Annotated in this window: 17 protein-coding genes, 1 tRNA gene and 1 pseudogene; 10 read left to right on the plus strand and 9 right to left on the minus strand. The window is 63.0% G+C overall.

Annotated features, from left to right (window positions below):
* Positions 1-145: 145 nt before the first annotated feature.
* Positions 146-2,074 carry a transglycosylase SLT domain-containing protein gene (locus LOY34_RS18675; protein ID WP_123565445.1) on the plus strand — a complete coding sequence of 643 codons (1,929 nt, stop codon included), beginning with the start codon at positions 146-148 and terminating at the stop codon, positions 2,072-2,074.
* A 58-nt stretch (positions 2,075-2,132) separates the two neighbouring features.
* Here LOY34_RS18675 and LOY34_RS18680 read toward each other — a convergent pair whose 3' ends face one another.
* Positions 2,133-2,939: an MOSC domain-containing protein gene (locus tag LOY34_RS18680; protein WP_082075398.1), complete on the minus strand. Its 807-nt coding sequence runs from the start codon at positions 2,937-2,939 to the stop codon at positions 2,133-2,135.
* Positions 2,940-2,979: 40 nt separating this feature from the next.
* A complete protein-coding gene (locus tag LOY34_RS18685; protein ID WP_038994319.1) occupies positions 2,980-3,915 on the minus strand; it encodes a chemotaxis protein CheV in 936 nt (311 codons plus the stop codon).
* A gap of 347 nt (positions 3,916-4,262) precedes the next feature.
* On the opposite strand from LOY34_RS18685, the gene LOY34_RS18690 reads away from it, so the two are divergent.
* The 3 genes from LOY34_RS18690 to LOY34_RS18700 all read left to right on the plus strand — a co-directional run bounded on the left by LOY34_RS18690 (position 4,263) and on the right by LOY34_RS18700 (position 6,771).
* On the plus strand, positions 4,263-4,787 hold the full coding sequence (locus LOY34_RS18690) for a histidine kinase (protein WP_082075399.1): 525 nt from the start codon (positions 4,263-4,265) through the stop codon (positions 4,785-4,787).
* A 488-nt stretch (positions 4,788-5,275) separates the two neighbouring features.
* Positions 5,276-6,115, plus strand: a complete 840-nt coding sequence (locus tag LOY34_RS18695; protein WP_371128641.1) for a sensor histidine kinase — start codon at positions 5,276-5,278, stop codon at positions 6,113-6,115.
* Positions 6,112-6,771 (plus strand): response regulator transcription factor, encoded by a 660-nt coding sequence (locus LOY34_RS18700; protein WP_045194934.1) that lies wholly within the window; start codon positions 6,112-6,114, stop codon positions 6,769-6,771. Before LOY34_RS18695 ends, LOY34_RS18700 begins: the two co-directional genes overlap by 4 nt.
* Here LOY34_RS18700 and yegS read toward each other — a convergent pair.
* The gene (gene yegS, locus LOY34_RS18705) at positions 6,755-7,654 is read right to left on the minus strand and encodes a lipid kinase YegS (RefSeq protein WP_195884686.1); all 900 of its coding nucleotides are present in this window, start codon (positions 7,652-7,654) and stop codon (positions 6,755-6,757) included. The two genes, LOY34_RS18700 and yegS, sit on opposite strands and share 17 nt — an antisense overlap.
* Positions 7,655-7,934: 280 nt before the next feature.
* On the opposite strand from yegS, the gene LOY34_RS18710 reads away from it, so the two are divergent.
* Entirely contained in the window at positions 7,935-9,389 is a 1,455-nt protein-coding gene (locus LOY34_RS18710; protein ID WP_195884687.1) for a mannose-1-phosphate guanylyltransferase/mannose-6-phosphate isomerase, read from the plus strand.
* A gap of 64 nt (positions 9,390-9,453) precedes the next feature.
* Entirely contained in the window at positions 9,454-10,701 is a 1,248-nt protein-coding gene (locus LOY34_RS18715) for a glycosyltransferase family 4 protein (protein WP_045194940.1), read from the plus strand.
* Here LOY34_RS18715 and glp read toward each other — a convergent pair.
* Together glp and moaB are read right to left on the minus strand one after the other, a co-directional pair.
* Positions 10,690-11,892, minus strand: coding sequence for a gephyrin-like molybdotransferase Glp (gene glp, locus LOY34_RS18720; protein ID WP_195884688.1), 1,203 nt, complete (start codon positions 11,890-11,892; stop codon positions 10,690-10,692). The two genes, LOY34_RS18715 and glp, sit on opposite strands and share 12 nt — an antisense overlap.
* A gap of 7 nt (positions 11,893-11,899) precedes the next feature.
* Entirely contained in the window at positions 11,900-12,439 is a 540-nt protein-coding gene (gene moaB, locus LOY34_RS18725; RefSeq protein ID WP_045194944.1) for a molybdenum cofactor biosynthesis protein B, read from the minus strand.
* A gap of 197 nt (positions 12,440-12,636) precedes the next feature.
* Here moaB and LOY34_RS18730 point away from each other — a divergent pair, with 197 nt between their 5' ends.
* From LOY34_RS18730 to LOY34_RS18740, 3 genes are all read left to right on the plus strand, one after another.
* Positions 12,637-12,858 carry a YgdI/YgdR family lipoprotein gene (locus LOY34_RS18730; RefSeq protein WP_010223359.1) on the plus strand — a complete coding sequence of 74 codons (222 nt, stop codon included), beginning with the start codon at positions 12,637-12,639 and terminating at the stop codon, positions 12,856-12,858.
* A gap of 64 nt (positions 12,859-12,922) precedes the next feature.
* A tRNA-Pro gene (locus LOY34_RS18735) sits at positions 12,923-12,999 on the plus strand.
* Between the two features lie 132 nt (positions 13,000-13,131).
* A complete protein-coding gene (locus LOY34_RS18740) occupies positions 13,132-13,506 on the plus strand; it encodes a bacteriocin (protein ID WP_258663869.1) in 375 nt (124 codons plus the stop codon).
* A gap of 91 nt (positions 13,507-13,597) precedes the next feature.
* Here LOY34_RS18740 and mqo read toward each other — a convergent pair whose 3' ends face one another.
* The 4 genes and pseudogenes from mqo to LOY34_RS18755 form a co-directional block, all read right to left on the minus strand.
* Positions 13,598-15,196 carry a malate dehydrogenase (quinone) gene (mqo, locus tag LOY34_RS18745; protein WP_045194946.1) on the minus strand — a complete coding sequence of 533 codons (1,599 nt, stop codon included), beginning with the start codon at positions 15,194-15,196 and terminating at the stop codon, positions 13,598-13,600.
* Positions 15,197-15,570: 374 nt separating this feature from the next.
* The gene (locus tag LOY34_RS27580; protein WP_408980599.1) at positions 15,571-16,338 is read right to left on the minus strand and encodes a methyl-accepting chemotaxis protein; all 768 of its coding nucleotides are present in this window, start codon (positions 16,336-16,338) and stop codon (positions 15,571-15,573) included.
* 165 nt (positions 16,339-16,503) lie between these two features.
* Positions 16,504-17,187, minus strand: a pseudogene (locus tag LOY34_RS27585) (methyl-accepting chemotaxis protein); the annotation flags it as partial.
* A gap of 210 nt (positions 17,188-17,397) precedes the next feature.
* Positions 17,398-19,167 (minus strand): ABC transporter transmembrane domain-containing protein, encoded by a 1,770-nt coding sequence (locus tag LOY34_RS18755; protein WP_258663870.1) that lies wholly within the window; start codon positions 19,165-19,167, stop codon positions 17,398-17,400.
* 277 nt (positions 19,168-19,444) lie between these two features.
* On the opposite strand from LOY34_RS18755, the gene LOY34_RS18760 reads away from it, so the two are divergent.
* Complete coding sequence (locus LOY34_RS18760) at positions 19,445-19,621, plus strand: PA1571 family protein (RefSeq protein ID WP_195884690.1); 177 nt, start codon at positions 19,445-19,447, stop codon at positions 19,619-19,621.
* Positions 19,622-19,654 lie beyond the last annotated feature (33 nt).

A 19,654-nucleotide genomic window follows, 5' to 3' on the forward strand; every position in this document is an offset into this window, starting at 1 on the left:
CTTCCGACGACGGGCCGCTTCTTTACAACCAGATACAAGCACAATGCTTTCATCCGCCTGTTGCAACCGGCTAAGCTAAGGCAATGCAACTCCAACAGTGCTGGCTTCGCCGTCACTTTTCATGGTCAAACTGCCCGGAAGTCTCATGCGCAGCCGCCTGTTCTGCCTCGTATCCAGCCTGCTTCTCACTGCCTCGGCAGTGGGTGTTGCCCAGGCCACCGACATCACCCAGCAACGTCAATACTACGATGAAGCCAAACGCGCCCTGGCCAAGGGCGACAAGGGCCCGTACCTGCGTTACGCCGATGCCCTGCGCGATTATCCGTTGACGCCTTACCTGGCCTACGACGAACTCACCGCCCGGCTTAAAACTGCCAGCAACGACGAAATCGAGAAATTCCTCGCCGCCCACGGCGACCTGCCCCAGGCCAACTGGATGAAGCTGCGCTGGTTGCGCTGGCTGGCCGAGCGCGGCGACTGGGCGACCTTCACCAAGTACTACGATCCAAAGCTCAATTTCACCGAGCTGGACTGCCTCAACGGCCAGTACCAGCTCAGCCACGGCCAGCGCGCCGAAGGCTTTGCCAGCGCCGAGAAACTCTGGCTGGTCGGCAAGTCGCAACCGGCTGCCTGCGATGCCCTGTTCGAGCGCTGGGCCGCCGAAGGCCAGTTGACCGAGCAAAAGCGCTGGGAGCGCGCCAAGCTGGCGGCCCAAACCCGCAACTACGCGCTGGCCAACACCCTGGTCAAGAGCCTCAACACCCTGGCACCGCAAGGCCGCCTGCTGATCGACGTGGCGCAAAAGCCCGAGTTGCTCAACCAGCCCGGGCGCTTCACTCCGGTCAACGAGGCGATGTCCGACGTGGTCAGCCTCGGCCTGCGCCGCCTGGCCCGCCAGGACCCGGAGCGGGCCATGAGCCTGCTCGATGACTACGCCAACCGCATGCATTTCTCCCGCGACGAAAAGGTCGCCATCGCCCGCGAAATCGGCCTGACCCTGGCCCGCCGCTACGACCCGCGGGCGCTGGACCTGATGACCCGCTACGACCCGGAGCTGCGTGACAACACCGTCACCGAATGGCGCCTGCGCCTGCTGCTGCGCCTGGGCCGCTGGGAAGATGCCTACGAGCTGACCAAGCGCCTGCCCCAGGACCTGGCCAGCAGCAACCGCTGGCGCTACTGGCAGGCGCGCAGCCTGGAGCTGGCGCAGCCGAAGAACCCGCAGATCCCGCTGCTGTACAAAACCGTGGCCCGTGAGCGCGACTTCTACGGCTTCCTCGCCGCCGACCGCGCGCAAACCCCCTACCAGTTGAACAACAAGCCGCTGGTACTCAGCCAGCAGCTCATCAACAAGGTTCGCAACACCCCTGGGGTCAAACGTGCACTGGAGTTCCATGCCCGCGGGCAGATCGTCGACGGTCGCCGCGAGTGGTATCACGTCAGCCGGCACTTCAACCGTGACGAGATGGTCGCCCAGGCCAAGCTGGCCTATGACATGCGCTGGTACTTCCCGGCCATTCGCACCATCAGCCAGGCCAAGTACTGGGACGACCTGGACATCCGCTTCCCGATGGCCCACCGCGACACCCTGGTGCGCGAGGCCAAGGTGCGCGGCCTGCATTCGAGCTGGGTGTTTGCCATCACCCGCCAGGAAAGCGCGTTCATGGACGATGCCCGCTCAAGCGTTGGCGCCAGTGGCCTGATGCAACTGATGCCGGCCACCGCCAAAGAGACCGCGCGCAAGTTCAGCATCCCGCTGGCCTCGCCGGCGCAGGTGTTCAACCCGGACAAGAACATCCAGCTGGGCGCTGCCTACCTGAGCCAGGTGCACAGCCAGTTCAACGGCAACCGCGTGCTCGCCTCGGCCGCCTACAACGCCGGGCCAGGCCGGGTACGCCAGTGGCTACGGGGCGCCGACCACCTGAGCTTTGACGTTTGGGTCGAGTCGATCCCGTTCGACGAGACACGCCAGTACGTGCAGAACGTGCTGTCGTATTCGGTGATCTACGGGCAAAAGCTCAATTCGCCGCAGCCGCTGGTGGACTGGCATGAGCGGTATTTTGACGATCAGTGATTGATGCCATCGCGGGGCGACGCCTCGACTTGCCCCGCGATGGAAGTCCACAGCCGAACTACTCCAGCACCGTCACTGCCATCCCCACCTCAAGCCTTCCTACCCCATCGGCCACCAGGTTCTGGCCAAACAGCACATCGCCTTCCTTCTGCCGGTAGGTTTGCAAAGTCGCCAGTGGCTCACGGTCCGGGCTGCGTTCGCCGGTCTGCGGGTCGATGGTGGTCATGATGCAGCGCTCGCAGGGCTTGAGCACCCGGAATTCGACCTCGCCGATACGGATGCGCTTCCAGCCATCCTCGGCAAAGGCAGCACTGCCCTCCACCACCAGGTTGGGACGAAAGCGCAGCATCTGCAGCGGCCGCCCGACCTTCGCTACCAGGTCATCCAGCGATGCCTGGCCAATCAGCAGCAAGGGAAAACCATCGGCGAACGCCACACGGTCGCTGTTCAGGCCATACCCACTGGGCAGGAAGCGTGCACGTTGATCGGGCACGTAAACCAGGCGCACGTCCTTGCCGATGAATGCACTAAGCCACTGCGCGGCCGCATCGCCGGCATCGGGTACGCGAAAGGTGTCGCGCCAGATAGTGATACCGCGCAGGTCGTTTTCGGGCTCGGGCACGGCCACGTGCAGCGTGGGATGGCCCGGCGCCTCAAGGGTGAGGCTGCCATCGGCGTTGTGCAGCGCGGCCAGCTGGGTCATCTGCGGGTACATGCGCTGGGTCAGGAAGCGTCCGTTGGCGCGCTCCACGAGCAGCCAGCGGCGGTCCCCGCTCAACCCCAGAAGGTCCAGCGAGGAAGTCTGCAGCGCCTCACCGCGCGCTGATTTGAGCGGGTATCGGTACAACGCACTGAGGCGCATCATGACCTGCCTTGTGTCGGTTAAAGCCCTAGCTTATACCGACTCAGGCCGTGGCTTCATCCAGCATCAGCCGCTGGCGCACGACATCGACCAGCTTGTCGGGCTGGAACTTGGAAAGGAAGTTGTCGCAGCCGACCTTCTTCACCATCGATTCGTTGAAGCTGCCCGACAGCGACGTGTGCAGCACCACGTACAACGAACGCAGGCGCGGGTCGTTGCGGATTTCAGTGGTCAGGCGGTAGCCGTCCATTTCCGGCATTTCGGCATCGGTGAAGACCATCAGCAGCTTCTCGCAGACATCCTCGCCGGCATCGGCCCAGCCCTTGAGCATGCGCAGCGCCTTGAGGCCATCGCTGGCCACATGCATTTTCACTCCCAGTTGCGACAAGGTGTCGCGCAACTGCGCCAGGGCCACGGTAGAGTCGTCGACCAGTAGCACTTCGCGGCCTCGGGCACGAGCCAGCACCGGGTCTTCGAGTTTGTCGCGCGAGACCTTGGCGCTGTACGGGACGATTTCCGCCAGAACCTTCTCGACGTCGATGATTTCCACCAGTTGCTCGTCGACCTTGCTGATCGCCGTCAGGTAGTGCTGGCGACCGGCGCTGGTCGGCGGCGGCATGATGGCTTCCCAGTTCATGTTGACGATGCGGTCGACGCCGCCGACCAGGAAGGCCTGCACCGAGCGGTTGTATTCGGTGACGATGATGGTGCTGCCCGGGCCGGGCTCCAGCGGGCGCATGCCGATGGCCTGGGACAGGTCGATCACCGGCAGGGTCTGGCCGCGCAGGTTGACCACGCCGCAGACGTACGCATGACGCTGCGGCATCAGGGTCAGCTTGGGCATCTGCAGCACTTCCTGGACCTTGAACACGTTGATCGCGAACAGTTGCCGGCCAGCCAGGCGGAACATCAGGATTTCCAGGCGGTTCTCGCCCACCAGCTGCGTTCTTTGGTCTACCGTGTCGAGAATGCCAGCCATCGAAGAGCCCCCAAGGTGTGTCGAAAATGATCCCAATGGCCCTGTATCGGCCGTTTGCCGCAGAGCTTGACCCTGTGAAGAAAATGCTCCGCAGCCCATTGATGTCATTTTACCATCATGCTTTACTGCGCTCACCTCTCCGCTGTCGCAAACACCCGCAAAGGGTCGTATCGAAAACACCGCATCAGGGAATCCCCTAGTGACAATCGGGTGAGACCTGATGTTCGCAATATCCATTAGCCATTAATGTGACGCCATTCTCATTGCATGAACGGAGTCAGGCTTTTGTCAGCGATCGCCTCATGGTGGCCAGCCCCTGCTCCAGCCTTACGCGCTGGAGCCAAATGATGGCTAACGACGCACTGCACAACAGCGCCCTGCAGGATTTCCTGATCGACGCCCAGGTGCTGCTGACCAAGGCAGAGGAATGCCTGCTGCACCTGCAACTGATCGACAACGATCCGGATGCCTGTCACTGCCTCAACGATACCTTGGCCACCCTGGTAGAACGCGCACAGGCCCTTGGCCTGGTCGAGGTCGCGAGCTACAGCCAGCATCTGCAGGCACTGCTGGAACCCGCGCAGGCGCAACCGGCATTGCAAGGTGAAGCCCTGCAAGCCCTGGAAAGCTGCCTGACCCTGCTGGCCTGGCAGCTGGAGTTGATCGATCCGCACACCGGCCGCCTGAGCCTGGATACCGAGGAACAGGTGCAGTTGCTCGACACCCTGGCCACCGCCCTGAGCCCGCAGGAGGCTCTGGCCTGCGACTCTTGCATCGAAACCCGGCACACTTGCGAACACCCCGCCCCTTCAATGGCTGCGCCCACCAGCGCGAACGCCACTGCACTTTCTTCGCCAACCAGGGGCAACTAAGGGACATAACAATACTGCCCCGGCGAGATTAACCAAGCCTGTGACGAGTGCACACTAAGACCCAACTTAGTGTATTTCCAGGTCTCTCTAATTATCTGCAACAAACATTTCGTTTAATTGATTTCGGGCAAAATCCCAGCCCCGCAAACTGATGGCAAAATGCTAGATTCGAAGACAATCGGAACCGTCGTACCAGCCCGTAAAATCTGGCTATTCAGTCAGTTATCAGAGTTCGCGACCAATTGTATTTGAAGTGATACCATGCGCGCTGATGGACACATGCACCTTACCCGGATCTCCCCAGACACCGCGTGCAGACTTTCATCGCGGTTACCCCGGCGCCGGCATTTAAACGTTATTGAAGGCAATTCGACAAACGCCTCTAGTTCGACCTTTGCAAGGCTTTCAACAGCGATATTTCAGTGGCTTCAATTTCTATGTTCTCAAGCCTCAAGACACTCAAGCGCTGGCACCCCGGAGCCTCTCTGTTGCGCTGGGCAACCGCCCTGCTGTGCCTGGCTTCGGTTGCCGTCAACCTGGCCTTGTACCTGCTTGAGCAACCACTGCCAGGCATCGCCCTGGCCCTGCAACTGGTTGCCCTGTCGAGCATTGCCTGGCAACTGCGCCAGTGGGCGCGCTCGATTGCCCTGCGCCCGGCGGAACTGGCCGACCGCCTGCTCAAAGTGCAGGAAAGCGAACGCCAGCGCCTGAGCCGCGAACTGCACGACGATATCGGCCAGTTGCTGACCGCCGCCAAACTCCAGGCCGACTGGCTCGCGCGCCGCGCTCCGAGCGAGCTGCAGGAGCACTGCAAAACCTTGCGCAGCACCCTGGACGACACCCTGGCCAGCGTGCGCGATGTTTCGGCCATCCTCAACCCAAGACAACTGTCCAGCCTGGGCCTGGAAGCCAGCCTGCGCGCGCACCTGCTGCGCGCCCTGGAAAACACCGAGGTGCACTGGAGCCTGGAATGCCGCCAGCGCCTGGGCGGCCTTCCGGAAGATATGGCCATCGCCGCCTTTCGCATTACCCAAGAGGCGGTGACCAACATCCTGCGTCACGCCAAGGCAAAGAACCTGGTGGTGCGCATTCAGCGCCAGCCCGAAGGCCTGGCGTTGTCGATCAGCGATGACGGCCTGGGCTTTTCGCCGGCCAGCAGCCCAGCCGATGAAGGCCAGCGCGGCATGGCCGGAATGCTCGAGCGCGTCGGCCTGCTCAATGGCACACTGTCGGTCAACAGCCAGCCCGGCCTGGGCACCCAGATCGACGCCCTGTTCCCCTGGCCTGCGCGCACCCTCGAACGCGCCAAGACAAGTAACGTCCCATGACCTGTACATTGCTGTTGGTCGATGACCATTCACTGATTCGCGCAGGTGTGCGCGCGCTGGTGTCCGACATTCCCGGCTATGCCGTGATCGGCGAAGCCAACGACGGCAGCCAGGTGCCCGAACTGGTCATGCAACTGGACCCGGACATCGTCCTGCTGGATATCTCCATGCGCTGCACCAGCGGCCTGGATGCCCTGACCCGCCTGCGCGCCCTGGGCTGTCGCAGCAAGGTGCTGATCCTCTCCATGCACACCGACCCGGAGCTGATCATGCAGGCCCTGGAAAGCGGCGCCCATGGCTACCTGCTCAAAGACACCACCGCCACCGAGCTTGAGCAGGCACTGGCAGCACTGCGCGGCAACGAGCGCTACCTGAGCCCGGCGATTGCCCACACGGTAATCAACCAGGCCCTGCTGCGCGCCCAGTCGGGCAAGCCGGAGACAGCGGAAAAGCACAACCTCACCGCCCGCCAACTGGAAATCCTGCGCCTGATCGTACGCGGCAAGTCGACCCGGGAAATCGCCCAGGGCCTGGGCTTGAGCATCAAGACCGTGGAAACCCACCGCTCGCAGATCATGAAACGCCTGCAGATCTACGACGTCGCCGGCCTGGTGCTGTTTGCCGTGCGCGAGCAAATCATCAGCCTCGACGACTGAGCAGCGGCGAGTCGACCGGCAGGTGCACGCGCAAGGCCGCAGGCAGCACTTCAAAACGCAGGTTGTCGCCCTGCAGGGGCTCACCATCGAGGTTGATGTCCAGGCCTTGCGAGCTTCTGATCTCGACCCATGGCAAGCGCGCACGGACAAACATGCTGTCCAGCCCCAGGCCATCGCTGAGCAGGCCGCGCAAGGTGCCGACCACTTCCTGGGGTGCCGGCAGGATGCTGATGTCGAGCAAGCCATCATCAACCTGCGCCTGGGGGCACAGCGCATGCCCGCCGCCGGCCTGCCGCCCGTTGCCGATGCCCAGCGCCAGCAACTCACCCTGCCACTGGAAATCCGGGCCGTGCAGTTCGACCGACGCCGCGCGCAGCTCGCTGAAGCGCGACAGGCCGGTGAACAGATAGGCCGCCGCACCCAATACCTTTTTCAGGTCTTCGGAGGTATTGGCGGTAACCTGGCTGCCGAAGCCACCGGTGGCCATGTTCAGGAATACCTGCCCACCCACCTCGCCCAGGTCAATGGCCCAGGCCGGTACTTCCAGCAGCATCAGCGCCTGCGCCGGCTCCAGCGGCACGCCGGCAGCCTTGGCAAAATCGTTGGCGGTGCCCAGCGCCAGCAACACCAGGCTGGCGTCAGCGTCGGCACGCACCATGGCCTCGGCGACATCGCGCAGGGTGCCATCGCCACCCGCAGCCACCAAGTGCGGGTAGCCGGCGGCCAGCGCTTCTTCGACCAGGCGCTGGGCGTCGCCCCCCTCCCAGGTCAGGCGCACGTCCAGTTGCCAGCCGCGCGCACGCATGCCGGTCACCGCAGCACGCACCTCTTCGTTCATGGCCTGCTTGCCATGCAGGATCATCAATGCCTTTTGCTGCGCCATGTGTGCGTTCCCCGATGAATTGAGCGTCGAGTATCTCGACCGTTTCCGGCGTCCCTTTACTGCATTGCAGGTAACGTTTCAGCAGAGTTTCGCATGCCATTCACACAAATATCATTGAAAGCTTCGTCGCCGAGGGGCATCATTCGACAAATATTTGGCCCTCATGGACGATGCCAGTGGTAAAAGTCAGTTTATTGACTCATTGCGCAAAAGCCTGCCAGGTTGCTCTGTTTACTTTTGCTGCACTGCCCAGGCAGTGCCCCTGACTCGAGGCTGTGAGATGAGTGTTCTGATTCCTTGCATCATCGCTGGCGGCGCCGGCACCCGCCTGTGGCCGGTATCGCGCGAAACCATGCCCAAGCCATTCATGCGCCTGCCTGACGGCCAGAGCCTGCTGCAGAAGACCTTCGCCCGCGCCAGCGGGCTGGCGGACGTTGAGCGGGTTTTGACCGTGACCAACCGCGAGGTGTTTTTCCGCACCCAGGACGAATTCCGCCCACTGAACACCGCCAACCTGGCCCTGGACTACATCCTCGAACCCTTTGGCCGCAACACCGCCGCCGCCATTGCCGCTGCCGCCCTGCACTGCGCCCGGCTGTACGGTGAGGATGCGCAACTGCTGGTACTGCCAGCCGATCACCTGATCAACGACCTCAGCGCCTTCGACCAGGCCGTCAGCCAGGCCCGCTTGCTGGCTGCCCAGGGCTGGCTGACCACCTTCGGCCTGCTGCCGACCCGTGCTGAAACCGGTTTTGGCTACATCGAAAAAGGCCAGGCCCTGGATGCCCACGGCTTCAGGGTTGCCCGCTTTGTCGAAAAGCCCGACGCCGACACCGCCCAGCAGTACCTCGATGGCGGCCAGCACCTGTGGAATGCCGGGATGTTCTGCATGCGTGTCGACGCCATCCTGCATGAACTGGAACAGCACGCCCCGCAACTGCTGGCGGCGGTCAATCACTGCCTGGCCCTGAGCCCGTGCAAGGAAGGCGCCCGCGAGTGCCAGGTGGAACTGGACCCGGACAGCTTCGCCCTGGTGCCGGACATTTCCATCGACTATGCCGTGATGGAGACCTCGCAACAGGTCGCGGTACTGCCCAGCCAGCTGGGCTGGAGCGATATCGGCAGCTGGGAGGCGGTGCGTGAGCTCAAGGCCGGTGATCATCAGGGCAATCGCTGCACCGGCGAAACCGTGCTGCACGATGTGCACAATTGCTATATCGACTCGCCACGGCGCCTGGTCGGCGCGGTGGGCCTGGACAACCTGATTATCATCGACACCCCCGATGCCCTGCTGATTGCCGATGCCGCGCGCAGCCAGGAGGTCAAGGTGATTGCCCAGCAGCTCAAGCGCCAGGGCCACGACGCGTTCCGCCTGCACCGCACGGTCAACCGCCCGTGGGGCACCTACACGGTGCTCGAGGAAGGCCCGCGGTTCAAGATCAAGCGCATCATGGTCCGCCCCGAGGCTTCGCTGTCGCTGCAGATGCATCATCACCGCAGCGAGCACTGGATCGTGGTCAGCGGCATGGCCTGTGTGACCAATGGTGAAGAGGAATTTCTGCTCGATACCAACGAATCGACCTTCATCAAACCCGGCCGGGTACACCGCCTGACCAACCCGGGGGTGATCGATCTGGTAATGATTGAAGTACAAAGTGGCGAATACCTGGGCGAGGATGACATCGTGCGCTTTACTGATATCTATGGACGCGCCCCGGAGCCAGCCGCAAGCTGATTCCCCCGGCGCGTCCATTTTTATCTGCATGCCGTTACCCGCCTGAACACAGAGGAAAGGGGTCATGCGCGTACTCTGGACACTACCCTACCTGCCCTGGCCCACCACCAGCGGCGGTAAAACCCGGCAATACCACCTGCTGCGCAGCCTGGCGCAGCGGGGTCACCGCATCACCCTGCTGGTGCAATCGAAAATCCCGCCCAGCGACGCGGCCCGACAGGCCTTGGAACCTTTGCTCGAACGCCTGATCGTGCTACCCAGGCGCCCCTTCCACAGCCCCCTGAACCTGCTGGCGGCGATCTACCCCAGCTATCCGATGCGCGCCAGCATCAATGGCCTGGCGCCGCACCTGCGCCACTGCTTCGAGCAATTGCTGGAAGAGCCCTGGGATGTCATCCAGATCGAGCACAGCTACAGCTTCCAGCCGTTCGAAAAGGCCCTGCAGGCTCGCGGGCTGCCATTCGTGCTCAGCGAGCACAACATCGAATCGGTCAATGGCGCCGCTTGCCACGACCGCTTGCCACTGTGGCTGCGACCGTTCAATGCCTTTGATCGCTGGCGTTACCGGCGCTGGGAAAACCGCGTGCTCAGCCAGGCCCATGAAGTGGTAGCGGTCAGCCCCACCGACGCCGAACACATCAGCCAGGCGACCGGCGCTGCGGTGTCGGTGGTGATCAATGGCGTGGATTGCGCGCATTACCAGGATATCCAGCCGTCGCTGTGCAGCCAGCGCCTGCTGTTCGTCGGCAATTTCGAATACGGCGCCAACCTTGAAGCCATCGAATGGGCGCTGGAAGACATTCTGCCGCAAGTCTGGCTGAGCAACCCCGCAGTACGCCTGGCCGTGGTTGGCCACGCCTTGCCGCCCAGCTGGAAACTGCGCTGGAGCGACCCGCGAATCGAATGGATTGGCTACCTGCCTGACCTGCGCGAGCTGCAACGCAACTCGGCGATCTTCTTTGCGCCGCTACGTTATGGCGGCGGCTCGAAGATCAAGATACTGGAAGCCATGGCCGCCGGGCTGCCGGTGGTAACCACGGCCAAGGGCGTGTCAGGCCTGCAGGTGACCCATGGCGAGCACTACCTGGCCAGTGACGACGGCGACCAGCTGGCGCTGATGATTAACCAACTGCTCAATCAGCCCTGGCGCCTGCGCCAGCTGTCGCAAGCGGCGCGGGAGTTTGTCTGCAGCCGCCACGACTGGAGCATCGCCGCTGCCCAGCTGGAAAGCGTGCATGCGCGCCCCAGCCTGCGCGCGCCGAGCGGTGCCACCCTGGTGGGCGACACCCTGCTCAGCCGTTCAACCAAGTAGCTCGCTCAAGGGAATGAACTGCACGATATCGCCCTTGCCCGGGGTCTGGCCCTCACGGACTTCGACCAGGCCCTCGGCCCAGGCGGCGCTGCGCAGCACGCCCGAACTCTGGTTCTTGTAGATCAATGCGCTGCCCTGCTCCAGCCGCCCGCGCAGGTATTCGCGGCGAGTGCCAGCCTTGGGCCAGTCGAACCCGGCCGGCACCGCGAACTGCAGCGGCGTGACCTCGGTAACGCCCTGGCGGCGCAACAGGTAGGGCCGGGTCAGCAGGCCGAAGGTCACCAGGGTCGAAGCCGGGTTACCCGGCAAGCCAATGACCGGCACGCCCTTGTAATGACCGAAGGTCAGCGGCTTGCCCGGCTTGATTGCCAGCTTCCACAGCGACAGTTCGCCCTCTTCACGCAGGGCGATGCCCAGGTAATCGGCCTCGCCCACCGAAACACCGCCAGTGGAAAGAATCAGGTCGACGCCCTGCAGGGCAGCCAGGCAGTTGCGGGTTTTCTCCAGGTCATCGGCCAGAATGCCAGCGTCGATCACTTCACAGCCCAGGCGTTGCAGCCAGCTGCCGAGCAGCCGCCGGTTGCTGTTGTAGATCTGCCCGGGCCCCAGGGGCAAGCCGGGCTCGACCAGTTCGTCGCCGGTCGACAGCACAGCGACCTTGACCCGCCGCACGACGCTCAGCTCGGCGCACCCCAAGGAAGCCGCCAGGCCCAATTCGATCGGCCCCAGGCGCGTACCCGCGGCCAAAACCGCCTCGCCAGCGCGGGTTTCCTGCCCTTGCGGGCGAATGTTCTGACCGACGCGCAGCGCCTCGGTAAAGCGCACGCGCTGATCGTCCAGGACGTCGGCGTTTTCCTGCATCTCAACGCAATCCGCCCCCACTGGCACCGGCGCCCCGGTAAAGATCCGCGCACAGGTACCCGGCTGCAACGGCTCGGGTGAATGCCCGGCGAATACCCGCTGGCTGACCGTCAAGGGCTCGCCCGTCCAGTCGGCCAGGCGCAGCGCGTAGCCGTCCATGGCGCTGTTGGGCCAGGGCGGCAGGTCGAGGCTCGAGACCAGCTCATGTGCCAGCACGCGGCCCTCGGCGTCGGCCAGGGCGACCTGCTCGGTAGCGGTGATAGGCGCGGCTTCGGCCAGCGCCAGCAGTTTTGCCAGGGCTTCTTCGACCGGCATCAGTTGAGTGTGCATGGGCGCCTCAACCACGGCTTTCGCAGGGCGCGGCCTGCTTGAGGTGGGTGACGAAGTTGCACGGGCGATGACGGGCGTCGAGCTGCTCAGCAAGGATGCCGTCCCAGCCGGTACGCACGGCGTTGGTCGAGCCCGGCAGGCAGCACACCAGGGTGCCATTGGCCAGCCCGGCCAGGGCCCGGGACTGCACGGTGGAGGTACCGATATCGGCCAGGGAGATATGCCGGAACAGCTCGCCAAAGCCATCGACCTGCTTGTCCAGCAGGCAGGCCACGGCTTCCGGGGTGCTATCGCGCCCGGTAAAGCCGGTACCGCCGGTGATCAGCACCACCTGCACCTGCTCATCGGCGATCCAGGTGGCGACCTGGGCGCGAATCTTGTACAGATCGTCCTTGAGCAGCACCCGCGCCGCCAGAGCGTGGCCGGCCTCGCTCAGGCGGTCGACGAACACCTGGCCGGAGGTGTCGGTTTCCAGGGTGCGGGTATCGCTGACCGTCAGGACGGCAATGTTCAGCGGCACGAAAGGTACATCTGCCTTGGCTTTCATGGGACCTTGAATCCATTGATAGGAACGAATGAGCGGTGTTATATCACAGCCCTGCCTGCCTCGCGCCCGCCAACGGCCCAGGCATTGTTGCCGGTCAATAATGCTAGATTGCCGCTATGCTGAAATCTGCATGGAACTTGCGCAGGCGCCATGCGTCTCAAGAAACATTACGCACCATCCTTTACTGGAGAAACACAATGATTCAACGGACTCTTCCCGCTTTCCTGCTCGCCCTGGGCCTTGGCACTCTGGCTGGCTGCGCTTCGCCGACCGTCATTACCCTGAACGACGGCCGCGAAATCCAGGCGGTCGATACTCCGCAATACGACGAAGACTCGGGCTTCTACGAATTCGAACAACTGGACGGCAAGCGCACCCGCATCAACAAGGACCAGGTCCGCACCGTCAAGGACCTGTGAGCTGATCGACAGGCCGCCTCTGGGGGCTTGTCGAGGAGAAGATTTTGAGTAATATTTTCTCCATCGGAGTGTAGCGCAGCCAGGTAGCGCGTCTCGTTCGGGACGAGAAGGCCGCAGGTTCGAATCCTGTCTCTCCGACCACTTTACTCAGCAAAAAGCCCGCCCTCGCGCGGGCTTTTTCGTGCCTGGCAGACGAGCTGCAGTGGCCAGCATTGCGCGGCGGCGACGCTGCCAGCAGAATGCGCGCCTTTTTGAACATTAAGGTTGATTCACATGCATAAGACTCTTGCCGCCCTGACCCTGGGCCTTTTGTGCGCACAAGGCGCCATGGCCGGTGATGGCCAGACCGCTGTAGGCGGTGGCCTGGGTGGTGTTCTGGGTAACGTGGTCGGGCAGAAGCTTGGCGGCAGCACCGGTGCGGCCATTGGTGCCGGCGTCGGCGGCGCGGCAGGCAGTGCCATGGGCGCGAAAAAAGGCAACAAGACCAAGGCGGCCATTGGTGGCGGCCTGGGTTCGGCCGGTGGCTCGCTGGTCGGCGGCAAGCTCGGTGGCAGCACCGGCTCGGCAATTGGCGCAGGCCTGGGCGGCGCGGCTGGTGGTGCGTTGGGTAACAACCTGGCGGACAGTCATCGCAAGAAACGCCACTGATCCGCAACCGAGTAGCCGGCGATATTTTTGCCAGGCCAGAAACAAACAAGCCCCTGAACAGGGGCTTGTTTGTTTCTGGCAAAGCGAAAGCTTACAGCGCAGGCTCAGCCTGTACCGCAGCCGCTTCTTCCGGCAGCACCGGAACGTACAGCAGGTTCAGACGCGAACTGCTCCACTCACGGGTCTTGTTGGTCAGCTCAAGGTTGTTGTTGAGCTTCTGGCCGTAGGTCGGCACGATTTCCTTCAGCTTGGCCTGCCACTCAGGAGTCTTGATGCGATCCTTGAAGGTCTTTTCCAGCACGCTCAGCATGATCGGCGCAGCGGTCGAAGCACCTGGCGAGGCACCCAGCAGTGCGGCGATGGTGCCATCCTGGGCAGCAACGACTTCAGTACCGAACTGCAGGATGCCGCCGTGCTCAGGGTCCTTCTTGATCACCTGGACGCGTTGACCGGCCTGCAGCAGTTTCCAGTCTTCGTTCTTGGCGTTCGGGAAGTACTCGCGCAGGGCCGCCATGCGGTCATCGAAGCTCAGCATCAACTGACCCATCAGGTAGGTGCTCAGGTCGATGTTGTCGATACCGGCGTGGGTCATCGGCATGATGTTGTGGGTGGTCAGCGCAGCGAACATGTCCAGCAGCGAGCCGTTCTTCAGGAACTTGGTCGAGAAGGTGGCGAACGGGCCGAACAGCAGCACTTCCTTGCCGTCGATCACGCGGGTGTCCAGGTGCGGAACCGACATTGGCGGCGCACCCACCGAAGCCTTGCCGTACAGCTTGGCTTTGTGACGGGCAACGATGTCCTGGTTGTCGGTCATCAGGAACTGGCCACCGACCGGGAAGCCGGCATAGCCGTCAGCTTCAGGGATGCCCGATTTCTGCAGCAGCTTCAGCGCGCCACCACCGGCACCGATGAAGACGAACTTGGCCTTGATGCTGCTCTCGACGCCCTTGTTGGCCAGGTCAGCAACGACCACGGTCCAGGTGTTGTCGGCGTTACGGACGATGTCACGGACTTCGTGCTGGACGTGCAGCTTGACGTTGTCGTGCTTGGTCAGCGAGGCGAACAGCTGGCGGGTGATCTCGCCGAAGTTGACGTCGGTGCCGATCGGCATGCGGGTGGCGGCGATCTTCTGGTCGGCAGCGCGGCCTTCCATCACGATCGGTACCCACTTCTTGATCTGCTCGTGGTCTTCGGAGTACTCCATGCCACGGAACAGCGAGCTGTGCTGCAGGGCTTCATGACGCTTCTTGAGGAACTCGACGTTCTTGTCGCCCCAGACGAAGCTCATGTGCGGCACGTTGTTGATGAACGAGGTCGGGTTGCTCAGCACTTTCTGCTCGACCTGGTAGGCCCAGAACTGCTTGGAGATCTCGAACTGCTCGTTGACGCCAACGGCCTTGCTGATGTCGATCTTGCCGTCGGCACCTTCGCTGGTGTAGTTCAGCTCGCAGAACGCGGAGTGACCGGTACCGGCGTTGTTCCAGGCGTTGGAGCTTTCTTCGGCGACCTTGTCCAGGCGCTCGTAGATGTCGATCGACCAACCGGGCTCCAGCTCATTGAGGTAGGTACCCAGGCTTGCACTCATGATGCCGCCACCGATCAGCAGCACGTCTACGGTTTTCTCGGGCTCACTGGGCTTGGAGCAACCGATGACACTCAGGCACAGGAGCGTCAGCAGGATTTTTTTCATAGTTCAATCCAATTGAAGTGAAGTAATTGGCAATGACCGCAGGTCCCGTAGTGCACGCCCGGATTCTTGTTGTTGCTCGCGCAGTCCAAGGCTTAGCGTAGCTGGTGCTCGGGCAATCGGCCCGGACACCCGCGCACTGGATGGCGGCTGGGGTTGTTCGATGGATCGGGAACGGTCGTCACGCCAGACGCGGGGCATGGCCGCCGCTGTCAGGGTGGGTCGCCTTAAAGCAGGAAGCGGGCCAACTTTTACAAGACCAACGGCTAATAGCTAGGACGTGTCGTCGCACCCCAACTTTAACGGTTTAGCTGGCGACAATCCGCCACATTGCCGGGCCTTTACCGCTGGATGTGGCGGATTTCCCCCGCTTTTGCTCAAGCACTCAGGCGCGCAGTGACCTCCCCCAACTGCCCGGACAAGCCGTGCAAGTGCTGCCCGGCCTGCTCGGTCTGCTGCACCGCCTGCTGGTTGGTGGTGGCAATCCGGGTAATTTCCACCAGGTTGCGCGAGATGTCCTCGGCAACACTGGTCTGTTCTTCCGCCGCCGTGGCGATCTGCCGGTTCATGTCGCGGATAGCCTCGACGGCAACGGTGATGCGCTGCAGCATCTGCCCGGCCTGCTGCACCTGCTCGGCGCCCTCCTCGCTGCGCTGCTGGCCGCTCTCGATGGCTTTTACCGCCGCCACGGCGCCGGACTGCACGGCGCTGATGATCTGGTTGATCTCGGCAATCGACGCGGCCGTACGCTGGGCCAGGCTGCGCACCTCATCGGCGACCACGGCAAAGCCGCGTCCGGCCTCACCGGCCCGTGCCGCCTCGATGGCGGCGTTGAGCGCCAGCAGGTTGGTCTGCTCGGCAATCGCGCGGATCACTTCCAGCACCTTGCCGATACGGTCGCTGTCGGCTTCCAGATGGCGAATCACCTTGGCTGTGTCGGCAATTTCCTGGTTGACCCCGGCAATGGTGGCAATGGTTGCCTGCATCACCTGCTCGCCGGCCTGGGCGCTGTGGTCGGCTTCATCGGCGGCGCGCGCGGCGTCGGCGGCATGGCGGGCGACTTCCTGGGCGGTCGCCGACATTTCATGCATGGCCGTAGCGACCTGGTCGGTACGCTGGAACTGGTCGTCGGTGCCGCGGGCCATGTTGCCGGCAATGCCGCGCAGCTCGCCGCTGGCGCTTTCCAGCTCACCGGCATTGCGCTGCAGGCGGCTGAAGGTGTCGGCAAGAAAGTCGCGCAGAGTATTGGCCGCCACCGCCAGCCGCCCCAGCTCATCCTGGCGATCGCTGGCGACCCGCGCGGCGAAGCGCCCCTGGCTCAACTGCGCGACATAATCGATCAAGCCACGGATCGGCTCGATCAGGCTGCGGTTGACCAGCCACAGACTGAACAGCCCGACCAGCAACGCCGAGCCGAACATCACCAGCAGCCCCAGCCAGACCGTACGCTCTGCCGACTGGTTGATGGTCTGGGCACGCGCCTGGGCATCGCTGCGCAACTGGCTGACCAACTCACTCATTTGCTCGCTGGCAGCGCGGTCAACACCTTTGACTGCCTGATCGCCTACAACAGGATCAGCGCCCGCCGCCAGAAACGCCTGACGCCCCTGTGCGTAAGCCTGACCCAACTGTCGGTGGCTGGCCTTGAGTTGCTCGGCACGGCCCTTGAGCGGCTGCTCGCTGCGGGCGATCAACTGGTCAAGGATGCCCTGCACCTGCTGCTCACGGGCCAGGAACTGCTGCCAGTACTTGTCCAGCTCAGCGGGCTGCTTGCCGCGCAGCAGCACGTTCTTCCACTCCTGGACCTGAACCTTGAACTGCAGGTTGGCTTCATCGATCAACTGCGACGCCTGCAATGGCCCGTCGATCAGCTGGCCGTAGCCGCGCACGCTGGAGGACAGCAACTGAAAGCACACCAGGGCGATCAGCAGGATCGCCGCCAGGCTGCCGCCGAGCAGGGCGAGAATTTGCACTCTGAGGGATTTACGCAACATCGAAAGAAGTCCCGGAACAAGGAATAAGGGAGCGGCGCCACTCGGCGCCAACCAGGCAAAGACGTCCCTGTCCTCGTTCACTGGCCACTGACGGCAGGCCAAAAAAAAGCTGCCATCGATCGATAGCAGCCAGGTTCGAGCATTACGCAACAGCTGGAACAGATAGTCTCAAGGGATTGCTACAGAAATGTGACAGTCTGTAGGACGCTGTCACATTTCCGTCACGTTATTGAATTGCAACGCCGCCAGCCGTGCATACAAGGGGCTCTGGGCAATCAACTGGCGATGCGTGCCGATGGCCACCAGCCGGCCCTGATCAATCACCGCAATGCGGTCGGCATGCTGCACCGTGGCCAGGCGATGGGCGATCACCAGGGTGGTGCGCCCGCTCATCAGGGTCGGCAGCGCCTGCTGGATCAAATGCTCGCTCTGCGCGTCGAGGGCGCTGGTGGCTTCGTCCAGCAGCAGGATCGGTGCATCCACCAGCAAGGCCCGGGCAATCGCCAGGCGCTGGCGTTGACCGCCCGAGAGGCCAAGGCCGGCGTCACCCAAGTGAGTCTGATAGCCCTTGGGCAACTGCAAGATGAACTCATGGGCATGGGCACTGCGGGCAGCAGCCTCGACCTGTTCGGCCGTGGCATCGGCGCGCCCGTAGCGGATGTTGTCCTCTACCGTGCCAAAGAACAGCGCCGGATTCTGCGCTACCAGGGCGAAGTGGCGGCGCAGGTCCTGCGGATCGAGGCAACTGATGTCCTGACCATCAAGCAGGATGCGCCCTTGCTGCGGGTCGTAAAAACGCAGTAACAGGTCGAACAGGGTCGACTTGCCCGCCCCTGACGGCCCGACCAGGGCCAGGGTTTCGCCGGGCTCGACGGTAAGCTTCAGGTCATCGATGGCCGGCGGTGTTGGCCGTGATGGGTAGGCAAAATGCACGTCCTGCAACTCGACCCGGCCACTGACCCGCGGCGCCGAGCGCTGCAGGTCAGCAGGCGCGACTATCTCGCTGCGCGCTGCCAGCAGCTCGGCAATCCGCTCGCCGGCACCGGCAGCGCGCTGCAGCTCGCCAATCACTTCGCTGAGGGTGCCGAAGGCGCTGCCGACGATCAGGCTGTAGAACACGAAGGCGGCCAGCTCACCGCCGGAAATACGCCCGGCGATCACGTCCATGCCACCGACCCAGAGCATTACCCCGACCGCCCCGAGCACCAGCACGATCACCAGGGTGATCAGCCAGGCGCGCTGGAGGATGCGTTTGCGCGCCACCTCAAAGGCCGCCTCGACCGTGGCGCCGAAGCGCTGCTGGTCGCTGGACTGGTGGTTGTAGGCCTGCACGGTCTTGATCTGGCCGAGGGTCTCGGCCACATAGCTGCCGACGTCGGCGACCCGGTCCTGGCTCTGCCGCGACAGGTTGCGCACCCGGCGGCCGAAAATCAGGATCGGTGCCAGCACCAGCGGCAAGGCCAGCACCACGATGCTGGTGAGCTTGGGGTTGGTGACAAACAGCAGGACGATGCCGCCCAGCACCATCAGCGCGTTGCGCAGGAACAGCGACAGCGACGAGCCGATCACCGATTGCAACAAGGTTGTGTCGGCGGTCAGCCGCGACTGGATCTCCGAACTGCGGTTACTTTCGAAAAAACCCGGGTGCAGGTAGATCAGATGATCGAACACCTGCTGGCGGATATCGGCCACACAGCGTTCGCCAATCCACGACACCAGATAGAAGCGGCTGAAGGTACCGATCGCCAGGGCCAGCACCAACAGCAGGAACAGGCCGATGGACTGGTTGAGCAGGTGCGGCGACTGGGTCATGAAGCCCTGGTCCACCAGCAGGCGAATACCCTGGCCCATGGACAGGGTAATCGCTGCGGTAACGATGAGTGCCAGCAAGGCCAGCAGCGCCTGCTTGCGGTAAGGACGGATGAAACGCCAACCCAGGCGCATGGCCTGGCGCTGGCGTGAAGAAAACCGGTTGAGCATGGAGTACGCCGTTTGTCCGCTATTTACAGCAGCCTACACCGGACCGTTGATCGAGCGCCAAGGAACTGCGGGCAATGATTGGGCGTCGGAACCAGAACCTGGGCATATAAGACCCAGGCCACAGCCGGCTAGACCGTTTCGGTCTAAAGTACTACTGGAGGTTTACTCGGCTTTCTGATGGACTGGACACGTCGCACAGTGATAACCGAAGGAGCTGTCACAGGCCGGTCACGAGGCGATTCTAGTCTGAGCTTGCAACCTGATGAGGAGACAGGAAATGAGCTTGCAACATCAAGGCAACACCCAGGAAATACCCGCGCCTAACCCGCAGGCATCGGTAGGCGGCACGATCATCGACAAGGATGGCAATGAGATCACCATCACCGAGGAGATGATCCAGCAGGCCTGCGAGAAGCTGGAAAAAAGCCGGGTAGAACTCGCCAAGAAAGACTGACCCACCCGAATTCTTCAACCCGGCGCACGCGCC

This window comes from Pseudomonas sp. B21-009 (assembly GCF_024749345.1).
In the GTDB taxonomy this organism is placed as follows: domain Bacteria; phylum Pseudomonadota; class Gammaproteobacteria; order Pseudomonadales; family Pseudomonadaceae; genus Aquipseudomonas.